Source organism: Herbaspirillum lusitanum, assembly GCF_026127345.1.
Taxonomy (GTDB): Bacteria; Pseudomonadota; Gammaproteobacteria; order Burkholderiales; family Burkholderiaceae_D; genus Herbaspirillum; species Herbaspirillum lusitanum.
This window is the reverse complement of the sequence record NZ_QXFG01000003.1, coordinates 418867-436205: the sequence shown is the minus strand read 5'-3', so window position 1 is coordinate 436205 and position 17339 is coordinate 418867. Positions and strand designations below refer to the sequence as shown.

At 62.8% G+C, this 17339-nt stretch carries 15 protein-coding genes; 3 read left to right on the top strand and 12 right to left on the bottom strand.

Annotated features, from left to right (window positions below; genetic code table 11):
* A partial coding sequence (locus DXT88_RS03280) for a hypothetical protein (RefSeq protein WP_265211552.1) occupies positions 1–302 on the top strand: 302 nt, incomplete at its 5' end.
* Between the two features lie 94 nt (positions 303–396).
* On the opposite strand, the gene kdpC is transcribed toward DXT88_RS03280, so the two are convergent.
* From kdpC to DXT88_RS03235, 9 genes are all read right to left on the bottom strand, one after another.
* The gene (gene kdpC, locus DXT88_RS03275) at positions 397–975 is read right to left on the bottom strand and encodes a potassium-transporting ATPase subunit KdpC (RefSeq protein ID WP_265211550.1); all 579 of its coding nucleotides are present in this window, start codon (positions 973–975) and stop codon (positions 397–399) included.
* A gap of 19 nt (positions 976–994) precedes the next feature.
* A complete protein-coding gene (gene kdpB, locus DXT88_RS03270; protein ID WP_265211577.1) occupies positions 995–3058 on the bottom strand; it encodes a potassium-transporting ATPase subunit KdpB in 2064 nt (687 codons plus the stop codon).
* Between the two features lie 113 nt (positions 3059–3171).
* Positions 3172–4956: a potassium-transporting ATPase subunit KdpA gene (gene kdpA, locus DXT88_RS03265; protein WP_265211576.1), complete on the bottom strand. Its 1785-nt coding sequence runs from the start codon at positions 4954–4956 to the stop codon at positions 3172–3174.
* Positions 4957–4963: 7 nt separating this feature from the next.
* On the bottom strand, positions 4964–5053 hold the full coding sequence (kdpF, locus tag DXT88_RS03260) for a K(+)-transporting ATPase subunit F (RefSeq protein WP_016835907.1): 90 nt from the start codon (positions 5051–5053) through the stop codon (positions 4964–4966).
* Positions 5054–5338: 285 nt separating this feature from the next.
* Complete coding sequence (locus DXT88_RS03255) at positions 5339–7486, bottom strand: diguanylate cyclase domain-containing protein (protein ID WP_265211548.1); 2148 nt, start codon at positions 7484–7486, stop codon at positions 5339–5341.
* A gap of 279 nt (positions 7487–7765) precedes the next feature.
* Positions 7766–8782: an LLM class flavin-dependent oxidoreductase gene (locus DXT88_RS03250; RefSeq protein ID WP_265211547.1), complete on the bottom strand. Its 1017-nt coding sequence runs from the start codon at positions 8780–8782 to the stop codon at positions 7766–7768.
* Between the two features lie 65 nt (positions 8783–8847).
* Positions 8848–9876 (bottom strand): NADP-dependent oxidoreductase, encoded by a 1029-nt coding sequence (locus tag DXT88_RS03245; protein ID WP_265211545.1) that lies wholly within the window; start codon positions 9874–9876, stop codon positions 8848–8850.
* 102 nt (positions 9877–9978) lie between these two features.
* Positions 9979–10578: a TetR/AcrR family transcriptional regulator gene (locus DXT88_RS03240; RefSeq protein WP_265211544.1), complete on the bottom strand. Its 600-nt coding sequence runs from the start codon at positions 10576–10578 to the stop codon at positions 9979–9981.
* Between the two features lie 177 nt (positions 10579–10755).
* Complete coding sequence (locus DXT88_RS03235) at positions 10756–12021, bottom strand: MFS transporter (protein WP_265211543.1); 1266 nt, start codon at positions 12019–12021, stop codon at positions 10756–10758.
* Between the two features lie 130 nt (positions 12022–12151).
* Here DXT88_RS03235 and DXT88_RS03230 point away from each other — a divergent pair, with 130 nt between their 5' ends.
* Positions 12152–13123, top strand: coding sequence for a GlxA family transcriptional regulator (locus tag DXT88_RS03230; RefSeq protein WP_265211542.1), 972 nt, complete (start codon positions 12152–12154; stop codon positions 13121–13123).
* Between the two features lie 43 nt (positions 13124–13166).
* On the opposite strand, the gene DXT88_RS03225 is transcribed toward DXT88_RS03230, so the two are convergent.
* Positions 13167–14300, bottom strand: a complete 1134-nt coding sequence (locus DXT88_RS03225) for a metallophosphoesterase (RefSeq protein WP_265211540.1) — start codon at positions 14298–14300, stop codon at positions 13167–13169.
* Between the two features lie 248 nt (positions 14301–14548).
* Here DXT88_RS03225 and DXT88_RS03220 point away from each other — a divergent pair, with 248 nt between their 5' ends.
* A complete protein-coding gene (locus tag DXT88_RS03220; RefSeq protein WP_265211539.1) occupies positions 14549–15493 on the top strand; it encodes an SDR family oxidoreductase in 945 nt (314 codons plus the stop codon).
* Here the strand turns inward: DXT88_RS03220 and DXT88_RS03215 are convergent.
* Complete coding sequence (locus DXT88_RS03215) at positions 15481–16305, bottom strand: amidohydrolase family protein (protein ID WP_265211538.1); 825 nt, start codon at positions 16303–16305, stop codon at positions 15481–15483. The genes DXT88_RS03220 and DXT88_RS03215 overlap by 13 nt on opposite strands.
* A 32-nt stretch (positions 16306–16337) precedes the next feature.
* Positions 16338–17336, bottom strand: coding sequence for an NAD(P)-dependent oxidoreductase (locus tag DXT88_RS03210; protein ID WP_265211536.1), 999 nt, complete (start codon positions 17334–17336; stop codon positions 16338–16340).
* Positions 17337–17339 lie beyond the last annotated feature (3 nt).

The following is a 17339-nucleotide window of genomic DNA, read 5'->3' as shown; positions in this document are numbered from 1 at the left end:
CGCATCGCCAGGGTACGGTGATGAAGCTACGGTCGCAGTTCTCCGCTACCAATAAAACCAAGAATGAGAATCACGATGCCGCAGGCGAGCCGAAGAAGAATTCCGCTTATGAGTCGCCGTTGGTGACGTGCTCAAATCGGATAAAGAAGGGAAACTTGTCTGAGCGCAGCGAGTTTGTTTCCCTTCCCGATTTGAGTACGGCGCCAACGGGAACCTCGCGCAGCGAGGCGGCGAATCGTTGCGTTGGAGCAGTGCTCCAACCCTTTCTTTGCTTACTTTCTTTGGCGAAGCAAAGAAAGTGAGTAGCCGCCGGGCTACCCCCGGCAACCACGGTCGTCCGAAGAAAGAAAAACGTTCATCAACGAACAGCCCGCCAGTCGGAACAACCGACAAGATTCAAACCCCAGCCGCCGCATCCAACGCCAAATTCAACTTAAGGACATTAACGCGAGGCTCACCGAACAACCCCCACTGCGGCGCCTCAGTCTGCCCCCTGACCAGCGAGCGAACCCGCTCCAGAGACAAACCCCGCACCTTCGCCACCCGTGCCGCCTGATACTCCGCAGCAGCCGGGCTGATATGCGGATCCAAGCCGCTACCGGACGAGGTTAACAAGTCCAGAGGAATCTCCCGACCTGCACCGGGATCAGCAGCACGCAAAGCCTCCTCGCGCGCCTTGGCCGCATCAACCAACCCAGGATTCAAAGGACCGAAATTGCTGCCGCCGGAAGCCACTCCGTTATACGGGAAAGTCCCCGAACTCGACAGACGGCCCCAGAAGTATTTGGGCTCGGTGAAGTTCTGGCCAATCAGCTCGGAACCGACCGGCACGCCGTCGCGCACGATGACGCTGCCGTTGGCCTGGGCCGGGAAGAAGGCCTGGCCGACCAGCGTGATGACCGCCGGGTACAAGCCGCCCAGGATGAGCGACATCAGGATGAACAGCGAGACCGCAGGACGCAGATAAGTTTTCATGACAATTCCTTCAACAAAATTAAGCCAGGCCGAACACGCCGAGCAACACGTCGATCAACTTGATGCCCACGAACGGCACGACCAACCCGCCCAAACCATAGATCAGCAGATTGCGACGCAACAGCACCGCCGCTCCCAGCGCCCGATAACGCACGCCGTGCAAGGCCAGCGGGATCAGCACGACGATCACCAGCGCATTGAAAATCACCGCCGACAAGATCGCCGACGAGGGATTGTTCAGATGCATCACGTCCAGCGCGGCCAGTTGCGGATACGTGGTCGCAAACATCGCCGGGATGATGGCGAAATACTTGGCGACGTCGTTGGCGATACTGAAGGTGGTGAGGCTGCCGCGCGTCATCAGCATCTGCTTGCCGATCTCGACGATCTCGATCAGCTTGGTCGGATTGGAATCCAGATCGACCATGTTGCCGGCCTCCTTGGCCGCCTGCGTGCCGGTGTTCATGGCCACCGCCACATCGGCCTGGGCCAATGCCGGCGCATCGTTGGTGCCGTCGCCCGTCATTGCGACCAGCTTGCCCTCGGCCTGGTGCTGGCGGATCAGCGATAGCTTGTTCTCCGGCGTAGCTTCGGCGAGGAAATCGTCGACGCCGGCTTCGGCCGCAATCGCCGCCGCCGTCAGACGGTTGTCGCCGGTGATCATGATGGTCTTGATGCCCATGCGGCGCAGCTCGGAGAAGCGCTCCTTGATGCCGCCCTTGACGATGTCCTTCAACTCGATCACCCCGAGCACGCGAATGGATCCGCTGGCGGCGTCGGTCTCCGCCACCACCAGCGGCGTGCTGCCGCGACGTGCGACGATGTCGACGGCGGCGGCGACTTCACCCGGCACCTGCTGGCCGGCTTGTTCGGCCAGCTTGCGGATGGCGTCGGCGGCGCCCTTGCGGATCCGGCGATGGCCGATGTCGACGCCGGACAAACGGGTCTGCGCAGTGAAGGGAATAAACACAGCGCCGAGGCTGGCCATTTCGCGTTCACGCAGGTTGAAACGCTTCTTGGCCAGCACCACGATGCTGCGGCCTTCCGGCGTTTCGTCGGCAAGCGAGGCGAGTTGGGCGATGTCGGCCAGCTCCTGTTCGCTCACGCCGTTGGCCGGCAGGAAGGCCGACGCCTGGCGATTGCCGAGTGTGATGGTGCCGGTCTTGTCCAGCAGCAGCACGTCGACGTCGCCGGCGGCTTCCACCGCACGTCCGGAAGTCGCGATCACGTTGGCTTGCATCATGCGGCTCATGCCGGCCACGCCGATGGCCGACAACAGGCCGCCGATGGTGGTCGGGATCAGGCACACCAGCAAGGCGATCAGCGCGGTCACGGTGACCGGTGCGCCGCTCTGCGCCACATTGACGCTGAACATCGAGAACGGCAGCAAGGTCACCGTCACCAGCAGGAACACGATGGTGAGCGCGACCAGCAACAAGGTCAGCGCGATTTCATTGGGCGTCTTCTGGCGCTTGGCGCTTTCCACCATGGCGATCATGCGGTCGAGGAAGGCTTCGCCGGGATTCACCGTGACGCGCACGATGATCCAGTCCGACAGCACGCGGGTGCCACCGGTGACGGCGGTGAAGTCGCCGCCCGACTCGCGGATCACCGGCGCAGACTCACCGGTGATGGCGCTCTCGTCGACGGTGGCGACGCCTTCGACCACTTCGCCGTCGGCCGGAACATGGTCGCCCGCTTCGATCAGTACGAAATCGCCCTTGCGCAGGCTTGCGCCTTCGACCAGTTCACAGCGGTCGTTGCGGTTTACCCGTTGCAGTTTCTTGGCGACCACGCTCTTCTTGGCGCTGCGCAGAGATGCCGCCTGCGCCTTGCTACGGCCTTCCGCCAGTGCTTCGGCGAAGTTGGCGAACAGCACCGTGAACCACAGCCAGACCGTGACGGCGAGGATGAAACCGGATGGCGCTTCGCCGTGACCGTTCAGCGCCTGCACATACAACAGCGTGGTCAGGATGCTGCCGAGATATACCACGAACATCACCGGATTACGCCACTGCGCGCGCGGCGACAGTTTGCGGAACGAGTCGGTCACGGCCGGTTTGACGATCGCCGGATCGAACATCCATTTGGTCGCGGATGTCGCCGCGGGCACGACGGGTACGGTAGCAGTTGCACTCCCGGCAGGGGTAACTTTTTTGGCAGGATTATTTGCCATGTTTTTCTCCAATTCAGACATTAGTGAATCGCCATCATCTGCAGATGCTCGATCACCGGACCCAGCGCCAGCGCCGGGACATACGTCAGTGCGCCGACCAGGATCACCGCGCCGATCAGCAGCGCGACGAACAGCGGACCATGCGTGGGCAAGGTGCCGGAAGTTGCCGCCAGGCGCTTCTTGCCGGCCAGCGAGCCGGCCATGGCGAGCACCGGCACGATGATGCCGAAGCGGCCCAGCCACATGGCGATGCCGGTCATGACGTTGTAGTAAGGCGTGTTGGCCGACAAGCCGGCAAAGGCGCTGCCGTTGTTGTTGGCGGCCGAGCTGAAGGCGTAGAGGATTTCCGAGAAGCCGTGCGCGCCGGGGTTGGCGATGCCGGCCAGCCCGCTTTCGACCATCACCGAAATCGCCGTCAGCACCAACACCAGCGCCGGCGTCATCAGGATGGCGATGGACATCATCTTCATGTCGAACACGCCGATCTTCTTGCCCAGGTATTCCGGCGTGCGGCCGATCATCAGGCCGGCGATGAACACCGCCAGCACCGCGAAGATCAGCATGCCGTACAGGCCCGCGCCGACGCCGCCGTAGACCACTTCACCCAGCTGCATCTGCAGCATCGGCACCAGTCCGCCCAAAGGCGACAGCGAGTCGTGCATGGCGTTGACGGCGCCGCAGGATGCCGCGGTGGTGATCGCCGCAAATAAGCTGGATGCAATGGTGCCGAAACGGGTTTCCTTGCCTTCCATCATGCCGCTGCCCTGCGCCGCATGAGCGGCCGCCAGTGCCGGATTGGACTGCTGTTCAAAGTGCATCACCGTCAGCGCCATGACGATGAACAGCAAGGTCATCGCGGCCAGGATCGCCCAGCCCTGGCGACGGTCGCCGACCAGCATGCCGAAGCTGGTGCACAGCGCGGCGGGAATGATCAGGATCGCCAGCATCTGCACGAAGTTCGACAACGGCGTCGGATTTTCATATGGGTGCGCCGAGTTGGCGTTGAAGAAACCGCCGCCGTTGGTGCCGACCATCTTGATAGCTTCCTGCGAGGCGACCGGGCCCATCGGCAAGGTCTGCTTGCTGGTCTTCATGTCGTCGACGAGCGGATTGCCCTTCTCGTCCTTGAGCGGCTGGCCTTGCGGATCCAGGCGCGGCACGGTGTAGGCAGTGGTCTCCAGCGTCGATACTTCGACATAGGATTTGAAATTCTGGATCACGCCCTGGCTCATCAGCACCACCGCGACCAGCACCGACAACGGCAACAGCACATACAGGCTGGCGCGCGTCATGTCGACCCAGAAATTGCCGATGCTCTTGCTGCTGTGACGCGCGAAACCGCGGATCAAAGCAAAAGCGACGGCGATGCCGGTGGCGGCCGAGACGAAGTTCTGCACCGACAGCGCCAGCATCTGGGTCAGGTAGCTCATCGTGCTTTCGCCGACGTAGCCCTGCCAGTTGGTGTTGGTGACGAAGCTGACCGCCGTGTTGAACGACGAGTCGGCGCTGACGTTAGCCATGCCGGCCGGGTTCAGCGGCAGCCACATTTGCAGGCGTTGCAGGCTGTAGACCACGAACAGGCCGACGATATTGAACAGCAGCAGCGCCAGCGCGTATTGCTTCCAGCCCATGCCGGCGTCGGCGCGGATGCCGCACAGGCGGTAGAGGAAATGCTCAATGCCGCCGAAGATGCGATTGACGGCGGACTTGCCTTCCATCACGCGGGCGATGTACCAGCCCACCGGCACCGACAGCACGAGCAGGACGACCAGATAGATCGCCAGTTGGGTTATCGAGGCAGTCATATTCATGCTAAAAGGCCTCCGGCTTGATCAGGGCGTAGATCAGATACGCCAACAGGCCGACCGATACGGCCAGCCCCAGTATTTGCATGACGGTCATTGCATGTCCTCCAGCTTCTTGCAGGCGATGACAAATGCCCACATGACGATGCTGCAAGCCAGCAAGCCGCCGATATATAGAAAATCCATGTCCTGCTCCCTTGATGAATGCTTACGGAGCAAACGATAGGGCGAAGGACGTTAAATCCGGATAAAACTATCGGAAGGCGGTATAAATTTTGTGTAAACAAGAACGCGCCGCTCGGGGCGGCGCGTAGTGATGGTGTTGACTGTGACTAGAAGGAAATAAGGCGGCGGACGGCGATGTTGATGTTTATGGTGATAATCAGACCGAACTTTCCTCGGTATTCCACTCGACCCGGTTCTTGCCGGCGCGCTTGGCGGCGTACATGGCCTTGTCGGCCTGCGCCACCAGCGCGTCCTGGTCGATGTGCTGGCCCGGTTCGTAGATCGCCACGCCGATGCTGGTGGAGACGTTGACGGTCGCCGCCGTGAGGATAAACGGCCGGCGCATCGACACCAGGATTTTTTCCGCCACGCCCATGGCGTCGGCCGGACCGTGCAGGCGCTCGAGGATGACGGTGAATTCGTCGCCGGCCAGGCGCGCCACGGTGTCGACTTCGCGCACCGCATCGATCAGGCGCTCGGCGAACTTGACCAGCAGCTCGTCGCCGGCTTCGTGGCCGTATTTGTCGTTGATGCTCTTGAAACCGTCGACATCCATGAACAGCAAGCCCATCTGTTGCGGTTCGCGGATGGCGCGCGCCATCGCTTCGGGCAGCTTCTCCGTAAACGCGCGGCGATTCGGCAGGCCGGTCAGGATGTCGGTCAGCGCCATTTCCTGCAACGAGTTGCGGAAGGCCTGGCGTTCGGTGATGTCGTGCAGGAAGGCAATGAACAGGTGACCGGCGCGGCGGCGCACGTAGCCGACCGTCATTTCGATCGGCAGCTCGTTGCCGTCGCGGCGCAGCGCGTTGATTTCGATGCGGTTGTTGATCACCATGCCTTCGCCGGTGTTGAGGAAGTGGATCATGCCGCGCCGGTGCAGCTCGCGCTGCTCCAACGGGATGATCAGTTCGGCCAGTTCCTTGCCGACGGCTTCCTTGTGGGCCCAGCCCAGCAGTTGCTCGGCCTGGCGATTCCATTCCAGCACCATGCCGTCTTCGTCGATGGCGATGAAGGCGTCGTGGGCATTTTGCAGGATCGCCCGCAGCTCGGTTTCGCTTTCTTCGAGGCGGATCTGGTTTTCACGCTGGTTGTCGAGCGACTGCTGCAGGGCGATGGCGGTTTCGTGCAGGCGCCGGGTGCGGTCTTCCACGCGTTGCTCCAGGCCTTCGTTGAGCGAGCGCACTTCGCGCAGATAGTTTTCTTCGCGCTGGACCATGGTGGACAGCGTGGTCGACAGCAGCTGGATTTCGTAATAGGTGCCGACGATGGGAATCTCGGCGCTATGGTCGCCGGTGGCGCGTCGCTCCAGTGCGGCGCTCAGTGCATTCATCGGCGCCACCAGCCGGCGCGTCATGAAGAACGCCAGCGCCATCAGCAGCAAGCCGACGATGCAGCCGACGAACAGCACCTGGCGCTCCAGGTCCTTGAAGCCGGACATGGCGACCTGCTCGGGCTGACGCACCAGCACGCTCCATTTCATTTCGGTGTATTCGCTGTTGAGGCCGGTGCGCGCAAAACCGGTCAGGTAGTGCTGGCCGTCTTCGCCGAGTTCGCGCATCGAACCTGACGGCAGACGCAGCGATGCCTTGAAGCTGTCGGAGGCAATTTTCTTTTCTTCGAGTTCGCGCGGACCGAGCAGCACGGTGCCGTCTTCACGCACGATCATGATCTCGACGTCGTAGCGGTCGTTGGCCGGATTGAGCAGTTTCTTGGCCAGGTCGCGCGCCCAGGTCCAACTGAGGTGCACGCCCAGTACACCCTGGAACTGGCCGTCCGGCCCCATGATCGGCGTGGAGATGTCGACGAAGCGCCACGGATCGGTCATGACCGGCAGCTTCTTTTCCAGCAGCACGGCGGGATGGTAATCGCCGACGAAGAAATCTTTCTGCGCCTTCTGATACCACGGCCGCTGCGCCACGCTCTGGCCTTCCAGCAAACCGTTGGCGGCGGCCAGCACGTTGCCGTCCGGCGTGGCGAAACCAATCCAGGCGTAGTTGGGAACGTTTCTTTGCAATTCGTTGAAGACCGCACGCATGCGCGCCGGATCCTTGGCTTCGCGGATCGATGGCCGTTGCGAGAGCTGCTTCACGTCGATGTAGCGTTCGCTCATGCTGCGGTCGAGCGCATCCTGCATTTGCCAGGCCAGTTGATTGAGACGCGCCTCGGCTTCGTGACGCGCGTAGCTGCGTGTAAATTGATCCACCAGCGCCAGCACCGACGCCGTCGTGATCAGCACCGACAGCACAACTCCTATCGTGACCCATGAGGACAGACTCAATGTCGATGAGAGTTTTTTAATGCTCAAGATGGCTCCGGCTGCAGTTCGACGTGAGACCGAAAGAACGGAAATGGCATTGTTTGCCTTCCTCCCGGGCGCTCCCTTTTTGATTCTTTTATGGGGAATATCGAAATATTAGCCGGTCAATTGCATTGGGAGCAATACTTGGCGTGGGAATAAGACTGAAAGCTTGCCAGTCAGACAAGCTTTCCTCCCTGTAAACAGGCAATCTGTTGCAAAAACCGCCGGGCGAGATCTGCAACCGACTGAACAAGCGTCCCGCGCCTTCTTCAACTCCCTGCTACGTCAGAACTCCAGCGTCGGCACCTTGGGCGTTAAGGCGGCGCGCGCCTCGGCCACGATTTCAAACGACCGCAAACGCGCCGCATGATCGTGGATCTGCGCGGTGATCATCAGTTCGTCGGCGCCGGTATCGTCGATGAAATTCTGCAAGCCGGTGCGCACGGTCTCGGGCGAGCCGACGATGGCGCAGGACAGCGAGCGCTCGACGTGGGATTTTTCTTCCGGACGCCAATAGTCTTCCATGCTCTCGCGCGGAGGATTCAACTGGCCCGGCACACCGCGCACGAGATTGACGAACTGCTGCTGCAGGGACGTGAACAGGCGCTCGCCTTCGCGGTCGGTCTCGGCGGCAAACACATTCAGGCCGAGCATCACGTGCGGACGCTTCAAGGCGTCCGAGGGCTTGAAGCGGGAACGATAAATTTCGACGGCCGACTTCATGAAGCCCGGCGCGAAGTGCGACGCGAACGCAAACGGCAAGCCCATTTCCGCCGCCAGCTGGGCGCTGAACATGCTGGAGCCGAGCAGCCACAGCGGCACATTCAGGCCGTAACCGGGCACCGCGCGCACCGGTTGATACGGAGAGGCTTCCTTGAAATATTCCTGCAGCTCGACCACGTCCTGCGGGAAGGTGTCGGCGCTGTCGCCGAGGTGGCGGCGCAAGGCGCGTGCGGTGCGCTGGTCGGAACCGGGCGCGCGGCCGAGGCCGAGGTCGATGCGGCCGGGATAGAGCGACTCCAGCGTGCCGAACTGCTCGGCGATCACCAGCGGTGAATGGTTCGGCAACATGATGCCGCCGGCGCCGACGCGGATGGTTTTGGTGTTGGCGGCGATGTGCGAAATCACCACCGAGGTGGCGGCGCTGGCGATGCCGGTCATGTTGTGATGTTCAGCCAGCCAGTAACGGTTATAGCCGAGCGCTTCAGCCTTCTGCGCCAGCTCCTTGCTGTTGTTGAAGGCCTGGGCGGCGGTGCTGCCCTGGTTGATCGGCGACAGGTCGAGTACGGAAAACGGAATCATGGTGTGTCCTTGTTGGAGCCCGCAGAGGATCGAAGCGGGCGACTGGAATGCTTACGCGATTTGCACTAGGCGATCTGAACAACCAGCTTGCCGAAGTTCTTGCCTTCGAGCAGCCCGATGAACGCTTGCGGCGCGTTCTCCAGACCCTGCACCACATCTTCGCGGTACTTGATCTTGCCGGCCGCAACCCAGGCGCTCATGTCCTTGAAGAACTCGGCGAAATAACCGGCGCGCTGGTAGTAATCGAAGATGATGAAGCCCTGCATGCGGATGCGTTTGGTCAGCAGGTTGCGCGGCAACGTACCCAGCAGGGTCGCGTTCGGCGCGACGCCGCTGTATTGCGCGATCAGGCCGCACAGCGGCACGCGCGCATGCACGTTGAGCAACGGCAGCACGGCTTCGAAGACCTTGCCGCCGACGTTTTCAAAATACACGTCGATGCCCTTGGGGCAGGCGTCCTTCAATTGTTGCGGCAAGTCCTCGCTGCGATGATCGATGCAGGCGTCGAAGCCGAGTTCTTCCACGGCATAGCGGCATTTCTCGGCGCCGCCGGCGATGCCGACCACGCGGCAACCCTTGAGTTTGGCAATCTGCCCGACCACCGAACCGACCGCACCCGTGGCGGCGGCGACCACTACGGTCTCGCCCTCCTTCGGCTGGCCGATGTCGAGCAGGCCGGCGTAAGCCGTGAAGCCCGGCATGCCGAACAGGCCGAGTGCGTACGAAGGACGCGGCATGTCTTTGTCCAGCTTGGTGGCGCCGGTGCCATCCGACAGCGCGTAGTCCTGCCAGCCGGTGTAGGCCATGACCAGATCGCCTTCCTGGTAATCGGGATGCTGCGACGCCACCACGCGCGAGACGGTGCCGCCGGTCATGACGGCGTCGATTTCCACGTGGGCGGCATAGGAAGGCGCGTCGCTCATGCGGCCGCGCATGTAGGGATCCAGCGAAAGGTAATCGGCGCGCAACAGGAATTGGCCCGGGCCTGGCGTCGGTACGGCGGTTTCTTCCAGGCGAAAGTGTTCGGCCGCGGGCGCGGCGGTCGGGCGCGAGGCCAGTACGATGCGGCGATTGATGGTGGCGGATTGGGGCATGGTTTTCCTTTGAACTTTAAAGGCGGCGCCGCCTGCCGGAGGGCATGCAGCGATGGAATTGAATTTTCAGGGCGACGTAATCAGGCAGCAGCCAGGTTGCAATCAGGGCGCAACCAGTACGCGCCGGGTGACATCCATGGCGCTTTCCAGCGCCTCGCGGTCGCGACTGAGTTTGCTGAGAAGGCTTGCGCCCAGCCACATCTGGTACAGCATCTGGGCGGTGCGGTAAGGCTCCAGCACGGTGTGCAGCGAACCTTCGGCGACACCGGTGCGGATGGCCTCGGCAATGCGCGCGATGAAGGCTTCGGTGCCGGTGTGCAAGGCCACGCGCATGTCGTCGGACAGGTCGGCCACTTCGGCGCTGAGCTTGACCACCAGGCATTTGTGCTCGGCGATTTCGCAGCATTGCGTCTCCAGCCAGTAGCCCCAATACGTCAGCAAGCGCTCGCGCGCCGTGGTATCGGACTGGCCGTCTGCGCTGAAGCTCTTGTCCAGCCTCTGCAGATATTCGTCCACGTACTGCTCGATCAGCTCGCGGCCGTAGCGCTCCTTCGATCCGAAGTAGTGATAGAACGAGCCCTTGGGAATATCGGCGGCAGCCAGCAACTCGTTGAGGCCCACGCCGGTGAAGCCCTTTTGGGCGATCAGACGGCGGCCTGCCTGCAGGATGCTGAACTTGGTTTCGGCGTAGGTATCTCTCATGCCGGTTATTTTACCGAAAAATTAGACCAGTCGTCTAAAGCCCTCCAAAAACCGTTTTTCGCTCATCTTCAAAAATAGCAAGAAGATGATTCAAGCGCCGGCGCATCTTCGTGCAGCTGTGGCATGTTGGCTGGACACAGCGGCTGCGTGCACAAAGCCGAAGCCGCAGATTATTTGTCAACCGGCGCGATTCCGATGCAGCGGCTTCAGAAAAATCGGCCAGGCGATCAAGGCGCCCGCCGCTCCCGCCAGCCACACGGCCGGCCATGATTGCCAGGCCAGCAAGGCCGGCACCGCTTGCGCCGCCAGGAAGAACACCAGGAACACGCAGGTATTGCCCAGCCCCAGCGCCGTGCCGACCTGGCGCGGCCCGGCCAGCGTCGCCAGCTCGGTGTAGGCCACGCCATGCCATGCCGACGCGCACACACCGCCCGCCACCAGCAACAACGCGATCGCCGCCAGCGTCCATTGCGGCCACACGGCAGGCGCCAATGCCGCCGCCGTACCGAGCGCGATATACAACGCCACGCTGAGTGCGCTGCAAGCGCGCAGGTAGCGACGGCGATTGCCGTGGCGGTCGGTCCAGCGTCCGCTCCACACGCGCATCACCGCCGCGCCGATCTGGATCGCCGCCATCGTCGCGCTGATCAGCCCCAGTCCCGCGTGGCCGACGTCGTGCAGGAAGATGGTGGCGAAGGTCAGCACCGATACTTGCGGAAAACACAGGATGCCGATCGCCATCGCCACGCGCCAGACCTCGATGTTGCCCAAGGCGCTGCGGTCCGGTGGAGCAGCTATCACGGATGACGGCGCCGCCGGCGGCTCATGCAGCCACAGCCACGCCATCCCCGCACTGAGCAGGCAGAACAGCGCCAGCAAACCATACACCGGCGCGAAGCCGTGCGCCGCCGCCAGCGACGGCAACACCAGTGCACCGACGCCGCCGCCGACCGGCACGGCGGTCTGGCGGATGCTCATCGCCAGCCCGCGTTCGCCTTCGCGGAACCAGCCCATCACCGCGCGACCGCTGGACCCGTTGACGCTGCCGCCAAGCAGGCCGACCGTCAGCAAACCCAGCGCCAGCAACCACAGCGATGGAATGCCGGCGGCGCCGGGCGCGACGCACGCCGCCATCACCGCCAACGCCAGCGCGGTGGAAATCAATCCGCACAACAGCACGCGCCGGTCGCCCCAGCGATCGGTCAAGACGCCCCACGGCAACTCGCTCACGGCCACGCCCAATCCGAGCGAGCCGAGGGCCAGGCCGAGCTGGGTGTTGTCGAGCCGGTAATCGGCACGCATGAAAATCGCCGTCACCGGGATGCCGGCGAAGGCCGCCGAAAAGCTGGCGTTGGCGAGCACGCCGATGCCGAGGATTTTCCAGCGATGGCTGTCCTGGCGCAGGACTGGCGCGCGCGCGTCCGGTTGTGTTGCTGGCTTCATGATGCGACCTCCGAGGTAGATTGGGAATTTGACAGCCTCAAGTGTGCCGTGCCACCATGCGTCCAAAATGACATAAAAACCTCCTTTTCGGACAATCCTCTTTTTTGGACGCCCTCCTACTCCTTCTCCTATGCGCAAGATCGGATTCCTGCTTTTCCTCGATTGCAGCCTGCTCGACTTCACCGGTCCGCTGACCGCCTTCGACGTCGCCAACCGCATCAGGGAGGGCGAGGGCAAAAGCCGACCGTATCAATTGCGCGTGATGTCGGAGCAAGGCGGCATGCTGGAAAGCGCGTCCGGCACGGCGGTTGTCACCCATCCCTTGGATCGCACCGCGTTCGACACGCTGATCGTGGCCGGCGGCGCCGGCCCGCGTGAGGGTGTGCTGTCGGAGACTCTGCTGGAATACACGCGCCATGCGGCAAGCAAGGCGCGCCGCGTGGCCAGCGTCTGCACCGGCGCCTTCGTGCTGGCCGCAGCCGGCCTGCTCGAGGGAAAGCGCGCCACCACGCACTGGCGCATGGCGGCGCGTTTGCAGCGCATGCATCCGTCGGTGCAGGTCGACAGCGACAAGATCTTCATCAAGGACGGCGACGTCTGGACCTCCGCCGGCATCTCGGCCGGCATCGACCTGGCATTGGCGCTGATCGAAGAGGATCTGGGTGTGGAACTGGCGCGCGCAGTGGCAAGGGAATTGGTGGTGTACCACCGTCGCCCGGGCGGCCAGTCGCAGTTCTCCAACTTGCTGGAAATGGACCCGCCCTCGGGAAGAATCCGCGAGACCCTGAGCTATGCGCGTAACCATCTGCATGAGTCGCTGACGGCGGAACGTCTGGCCGAAATAGCCTGCCTGAGCCGCCGCCAGTTCGACCGCGCCTTCAGCGCAGAGACCGGCCAGACGCCAGCCAAGGCAATCGAAAAACTGCGCGCCGAAGCCGCGCGTCCAAGAGTGGAAGCAGGAGAAGAATCACTGGAAAACATCGCGCGCGCCGTAGGCTTCGACGACCCGGAACGCATGCGCCGGGCGTTCCTGCGCGTGTTCGGTTATCCGCCGCAGGCGATCAGGCGTGCGCAGCGGAGGCAGGAAGCTTTGTATCTTTGAAGTGAAAGAAAGACGACGAAAAAAGAAAGAAGCGAACGACCCATCAAGCCCGAACCAACCTCAACAGAGTAATCTCCGAAGGCGCCAACAACCTCTTGGGCGGTCCCCAATACCCAGTCCCGCGACTGGTATAAACCCACAAATTCCGCAAACGATTCAACCCCGCAACATAAGGCTGCTGCAACGGCACAAAGAAATTCCAGGGAAAGAACTGCCCTCCATGGGTATGCCCCGACAACTGCAAATCAAACCCCGCATCCGCCGCCGCAGCCGCCGACCGCGGTTGATGCGCCAACAACACCTTCGCGGCACTTACCGGCGCATTGCGAATCGCCGCATGCGGATCGCTGCGCTGGCTCTCATCGAAATGATGCGCGGTGAAATCGGTCACCCCCGCCAGCACCAGCGGCGCGCCGCCATGATCGAGCACCACGTGTTCGTTCAACAGCACGGTCAAGCCGAGCCGGCGCACTTCCGCAATCCAGGCCGGCGCATTGGAATAATACTCATGGTTGCCGGTGACGAAATAGGCGCCGTGACGCGCACGCAATTGCCCCAGCGGCGCGGTGTGTTCGGACAGTTGCTGGACGCTGCCGTCGACCAGGTCGCCGGTGATCGCCACCAGATCCGCCTTGAGCTCATTGACTTTGTCGACGATGGCGCGCAGGTAGCGCTTCTTGATGGTGGGACCGACGTGGATGTCGCTGATCTGCACGATGGTGAAACCCTGCAACGCCTGCGGCAAGTCGGCGATCGGCACATCGACGTTGACCACTTCGGCCAGCCGGCGCGCGTTCATGTAGCCCACCAAGGTCAGCAGCAAGGCGCAACCGATGACGGCACGCGCGGAGCTTTCAATAATCTCGGGCGTCACCGCATGAAGCAGCGGCAACGCCAGCAAGACCGCCTCGCGCACGAGGGTCAGCAGCAACAAGGAAGAGAACAAGCCCATGACCAGCATGCCGATCCAGGCCAGCCGGTCCGACAGCGGTTGCTGCTTGATCCCGCGCGCCAGCAAGCCGGCCGGGATCAGCACGAACGACAGCACCAGCAACAGCACGCCGACGCCCTGCCAGGCAGCATCGACGCCAAGCGCCGGCAACAGGCGCCAGCCTATCAAGGCATGTAGGGCGCCCATGACCGAGAGGACGAATATGATGGTGAAACGTGACGGCATGTGGCCTCGCAAAGGGAGATGTGTTGGCGCGCATGTTGGTATGCATGCGATGTTTTCAATGGCAGTCCGACATTGCTGACGGCAGGCTGAACGATCTTCAACCAGGTCGCCAGCATGATTGCTGACCGGATTGTCATCGTTTTGCCGCGCAATGCAAAGCAGTAAAAAATATTTTCTCCGGCGCACAATATTTCGCTCGCCCACACGTCTTCACCTGCATGTCTGCATTGTTGCGAACAGGGGAAGTCATGAACAAATCAAGGATTGCATCGATTCCATCCATTGCGCCCGTACGCCGGGTCGTCGTGGCGGGCGCCAACAGTCCCACCGGCCGCCTGCTGCTATTGCTGCTGCGCGATGCGGACGTCCATGTCACCGCATTGGTGCGCGAACCGGTGCGGCTGACCGCCGATGAAACCGTGGCCCACTGGACCCATAGCGAACGCAGCTTTGAAGTCATCGCCGAAGCCGATGCGGTGGTATTGCTGACTGGCACGTCCGGCTCCTGTTCCGACGACTGGAGCGCCTATCGGCAAGGCATGGTGGACACCGCCGAGCGCATCGCCGCAGCGATCGGCCCGCGCACTACGCGGGTGGTGTATTTCTCTCATGTCGACGCCGACGCCGAAGCTGACAACTGGCATCTGAAAGCCAAGGGCCTGGCCGAACGCGTGCTGGCGCGGCTGCATAACAGCGTGATCTTCCGCATCGGCCCGGTGGTGCGCGGCAGTCCGCATCCCTTGCCGTTCGAGTTATCGTTGCAGCAACGCATGCCGGGCGAAACCGTATTGCTGGCCGGCGACGGCGAGCAGCGTTGCCGGCCGATCAACCTCGGCGACGTCGCCACTATTGCGGAAGCCGCCGCGCTGGGAAAAGGCGATGCCGGCATCTACGAACTGGGCGGGCCGGAAGAACACAGCCTGGCCGAGCTGGCGCAACTGGTCAATGGCCGCCAGGTGCCGCTGCACTGCGTGAGCGCGGAACGGTTTTCAGCGCAACGCGGCGTGTCGGCCACCATGGTCGACCTGATGACGCGCGGCTGTGCGCCGCATGAAACGGAAACCACCGCCGCGCTTTTCGGCGTGCAGTTGACGCCCTTGTCGCTGGCATGGCCGCTCGACGATCCCGACAGCTTCGATGAAGATCCGGCGATTGCACCGGCCCTCATTTTCAACTTCGCTCAGAACCCGTAAAGCGCCGCCGGGTTATCGACCAGGATGCGCGTGCGTACTTCGGCCGACGGCGCCCATGCCGGCAACAGGTCGAACAGCGCACGATTGGACGGTTGCGGATTGCGGCCGGGATGCGGCCAGTTGCTGGCCCACAGGCAGCGCTCGGGAAACTTGTGCGCGAAGGTGCGCGCCAGTGCGCTGACGTCTTCATAGTGCGGCGCGCCGGTTTGCGAGGTCTCATACGGCGCCGACAACTTGATCCAGCAACGTCCCGTATCGAGCAGGCGCAACAGGCTTTGCATGGCCGGATGGTCGGGCGTCACCGGCTTGAGGAATTTACCGTTGTGGTCGATCACGACCCGGCACGGCAAGGACTTCAGCACGTCTTCGTATTGTTCAACATCACGACCATCGATCTGCAGGTTGATGTTCCAGCCGAGCGGCGCAATCTTGGCGGCGATCGGTTCCAGCATGTCCCAACGCATTACGCCGCCGCCATTGGCCACCATCATGAAACGCACGCCGCGCACGCCGGCCCGGTGCAGCGCTGCAAGTTCGCTTTCGGCAATGTCCAGCGGTACCGTGACGATCGCTCGCGCATTGCCCTGCGCCTGTTCCAGCGCATCGAGCGTGCAGCGGTTGTCGAAACCGTAGCCGGTCGGCTGCACGATCACCGCGCGCGTCAGGCCTAGCGCCTGCTGTTCGCGTTGGTAGTCGGACCACAGCGATTGCGGCGGCGTCGAGGGTGCGGCCGGCATCAGCGCGAAACGCGTGTAATCGTAAATGTGGATATGGCAGTCGCAGGCGCCGTCCGGGATTGTGCTGGAAGTCATGCGCGGTCTCCGCTGATCTTATTGTGCTGCGCTTATTGTGCTGCACTGAAGCGCGCCAGCCGGTGCGACTGGTCGGCATTGACCGCGCCTTGAGGCAGCCGACCGGCAAGGATCGCCGCCACCTGATGGACCGTGTCCATCGCCTGATGTTCGGCCGCCTGCGGCGTCAGGCCGCCGATGTGCGGCGTGGCGATCACACGCGGATGGCGCGCCAGCAGCGGCGACGGCATCTGGTCGGGCGCCATGCCGACGTCGAGTGCGGCAGCGAGGATGACCCCGTGATCCAGCGCCTGCAGCAGCGCCGCCTCGTCGACCAGCTCTCCGCGCGAGGCATTGATGAAGAAAGCCGACGCCTGCATCTTCGCGAAGGCGGCGGCGTTGAATAATTGCGCCGTCTCGGCCGTAGCCGGGGCCAGGCAGACCACGAAATCGGATTGCGCCAGCATGGCCTCGAAGCTGGCCGCGACGTGCGACGGTTCGATGATGCTTGCATAGGGATCGGCGACGACGATCTTCATGCCGAGCGCTTGCGCGATGCGGCACAGGTATTGGCCGATGGTGCCGTAGCCGGCCACACCCAAGGTTGCGCCGCGCAATTCGCGGCCCATCCTGACGGCGGGCACGATGCCGTTGCGATAGGCCAGCGCGGCATCGCTGATGCCGCGGCTGAGATCGAACATCGCGGCCAGCACCCATTCCGCCACCGAGGCAGCGAAGCCCGGTGTGGCGCGCGTGACCAGCACGCCGTTGCGGCTGGCGGCGGCGACGTCGATGTTGCGGATATCGACCGCGCCGCGGCAATAGGCGACCAGTTGCGGCAGATGATCGAAGACTTCGGCCGTCGCCGCCGGAATGCGCGGCGCGACGATGACGTCGCAACCGGCGGCGGCGCGCACCAGGTCGCTTGGAGTCAGCGGTGTTTCGCTGTCATTCAGGCGCACCGTTCCCAGCGCCTGCAACAGCGCCAGCGGTTTGTCGCCATAGTAATTCGCGCGCGTCTCGGGCGAGTACGCGAGGTAGATATCGGCCATGTC

Bases quoted from the DNA above. Each gene is read 5' to 3' on its own strand.
- kdpC (WP_265211550.1), bottom strand. From the start codon at position 975: ATGAAAACTTATCTGCGTCCTGCGGTCTCGCTGTTCATCCTGATGTCG.
- kdpB (WP_265211577.1), bottom strand. From the start codon at position 3,058: ATGTTCGATCCGGCGATCGTCAAACCGGCCGTGACCGACTCGTTCCGC.
- kdpA (WP_265211576.1), bottom strand. From the start codon at position 4,956: ATGACTGCCTCGATAACCCAACTGGCGATCTATCTGGTCGTCCTGCTC.
- kdpF (WP_016835907.1), bottom strand. From the start codon at position 5,053: ATGACCGTCATGCAAATACTGGGGCTGGCCGTATCGGTCGGCCTGTTG.
- DXT88_RS03250 (WP_265211547.1), bottom strand. From the start codon at position 8,782: ATGATTCCGTTTTCCGTACTCGACCTGTCGCCGATCAACCAGGGCAGC.
- DXT88_RS03245 (WP_265211545.1), bottom strand. From the start codon at position 9,876: ATGCCCCAATCCGCCACCATCAATCGCCGCATCGTACTGGCCTCGCGC.
- DXT88_RS03240 (WP_265211544.1), bottom strand. From the start codon at position 10,578: ATGAGAGATACCTACGCCGAAACCAAGTTCAGCATCCTGCAGGCAGGC.
- DXT88_RS03235 (WP_265211543.1), bottom strand. From the start codon at position 12,021: ATGAAGCCAGCAACACAACCGGACGCGCGCGCGCCAGTCCTGCGCCAG.
- DXT88_RS03230 (WP_265211542.1), top strand. From the start codon at position 12,152: ATGCGCAAGATCGGATTCCTGCTTTTCCTCGATTGCAGCCTGCTCGAC.
- DXT88_RS03225 (WP_265211540.1), bottom strand. From the start codon at position 14,300: ATGCCGTCACGTTTCACCATCATATTCGTCCTCTCGGTCATGGGCGCC.
- DXT88_RS03220 (WP_265211539.1), top strand. From the start codon at position 14,549: ATGAACAAATCAAGGATTGCATCGATTCCATCCATTGCGCCCGTACGC.
- DXT88_RS03215 (WP_265211538.1), bottom strand. From the start codon at position 16,305: ATGACTTCCAGCACAATCCCGGACGGCGCCTGCGACTGCCATATCCAC.
- DXT88_RS03210 (WP_265211536.1), bottom strand. From the start codon at position 17,336: ATGGCCGATATCTACCTCGCGTACTCGCCCGAGACGCGCGCGAATTAC.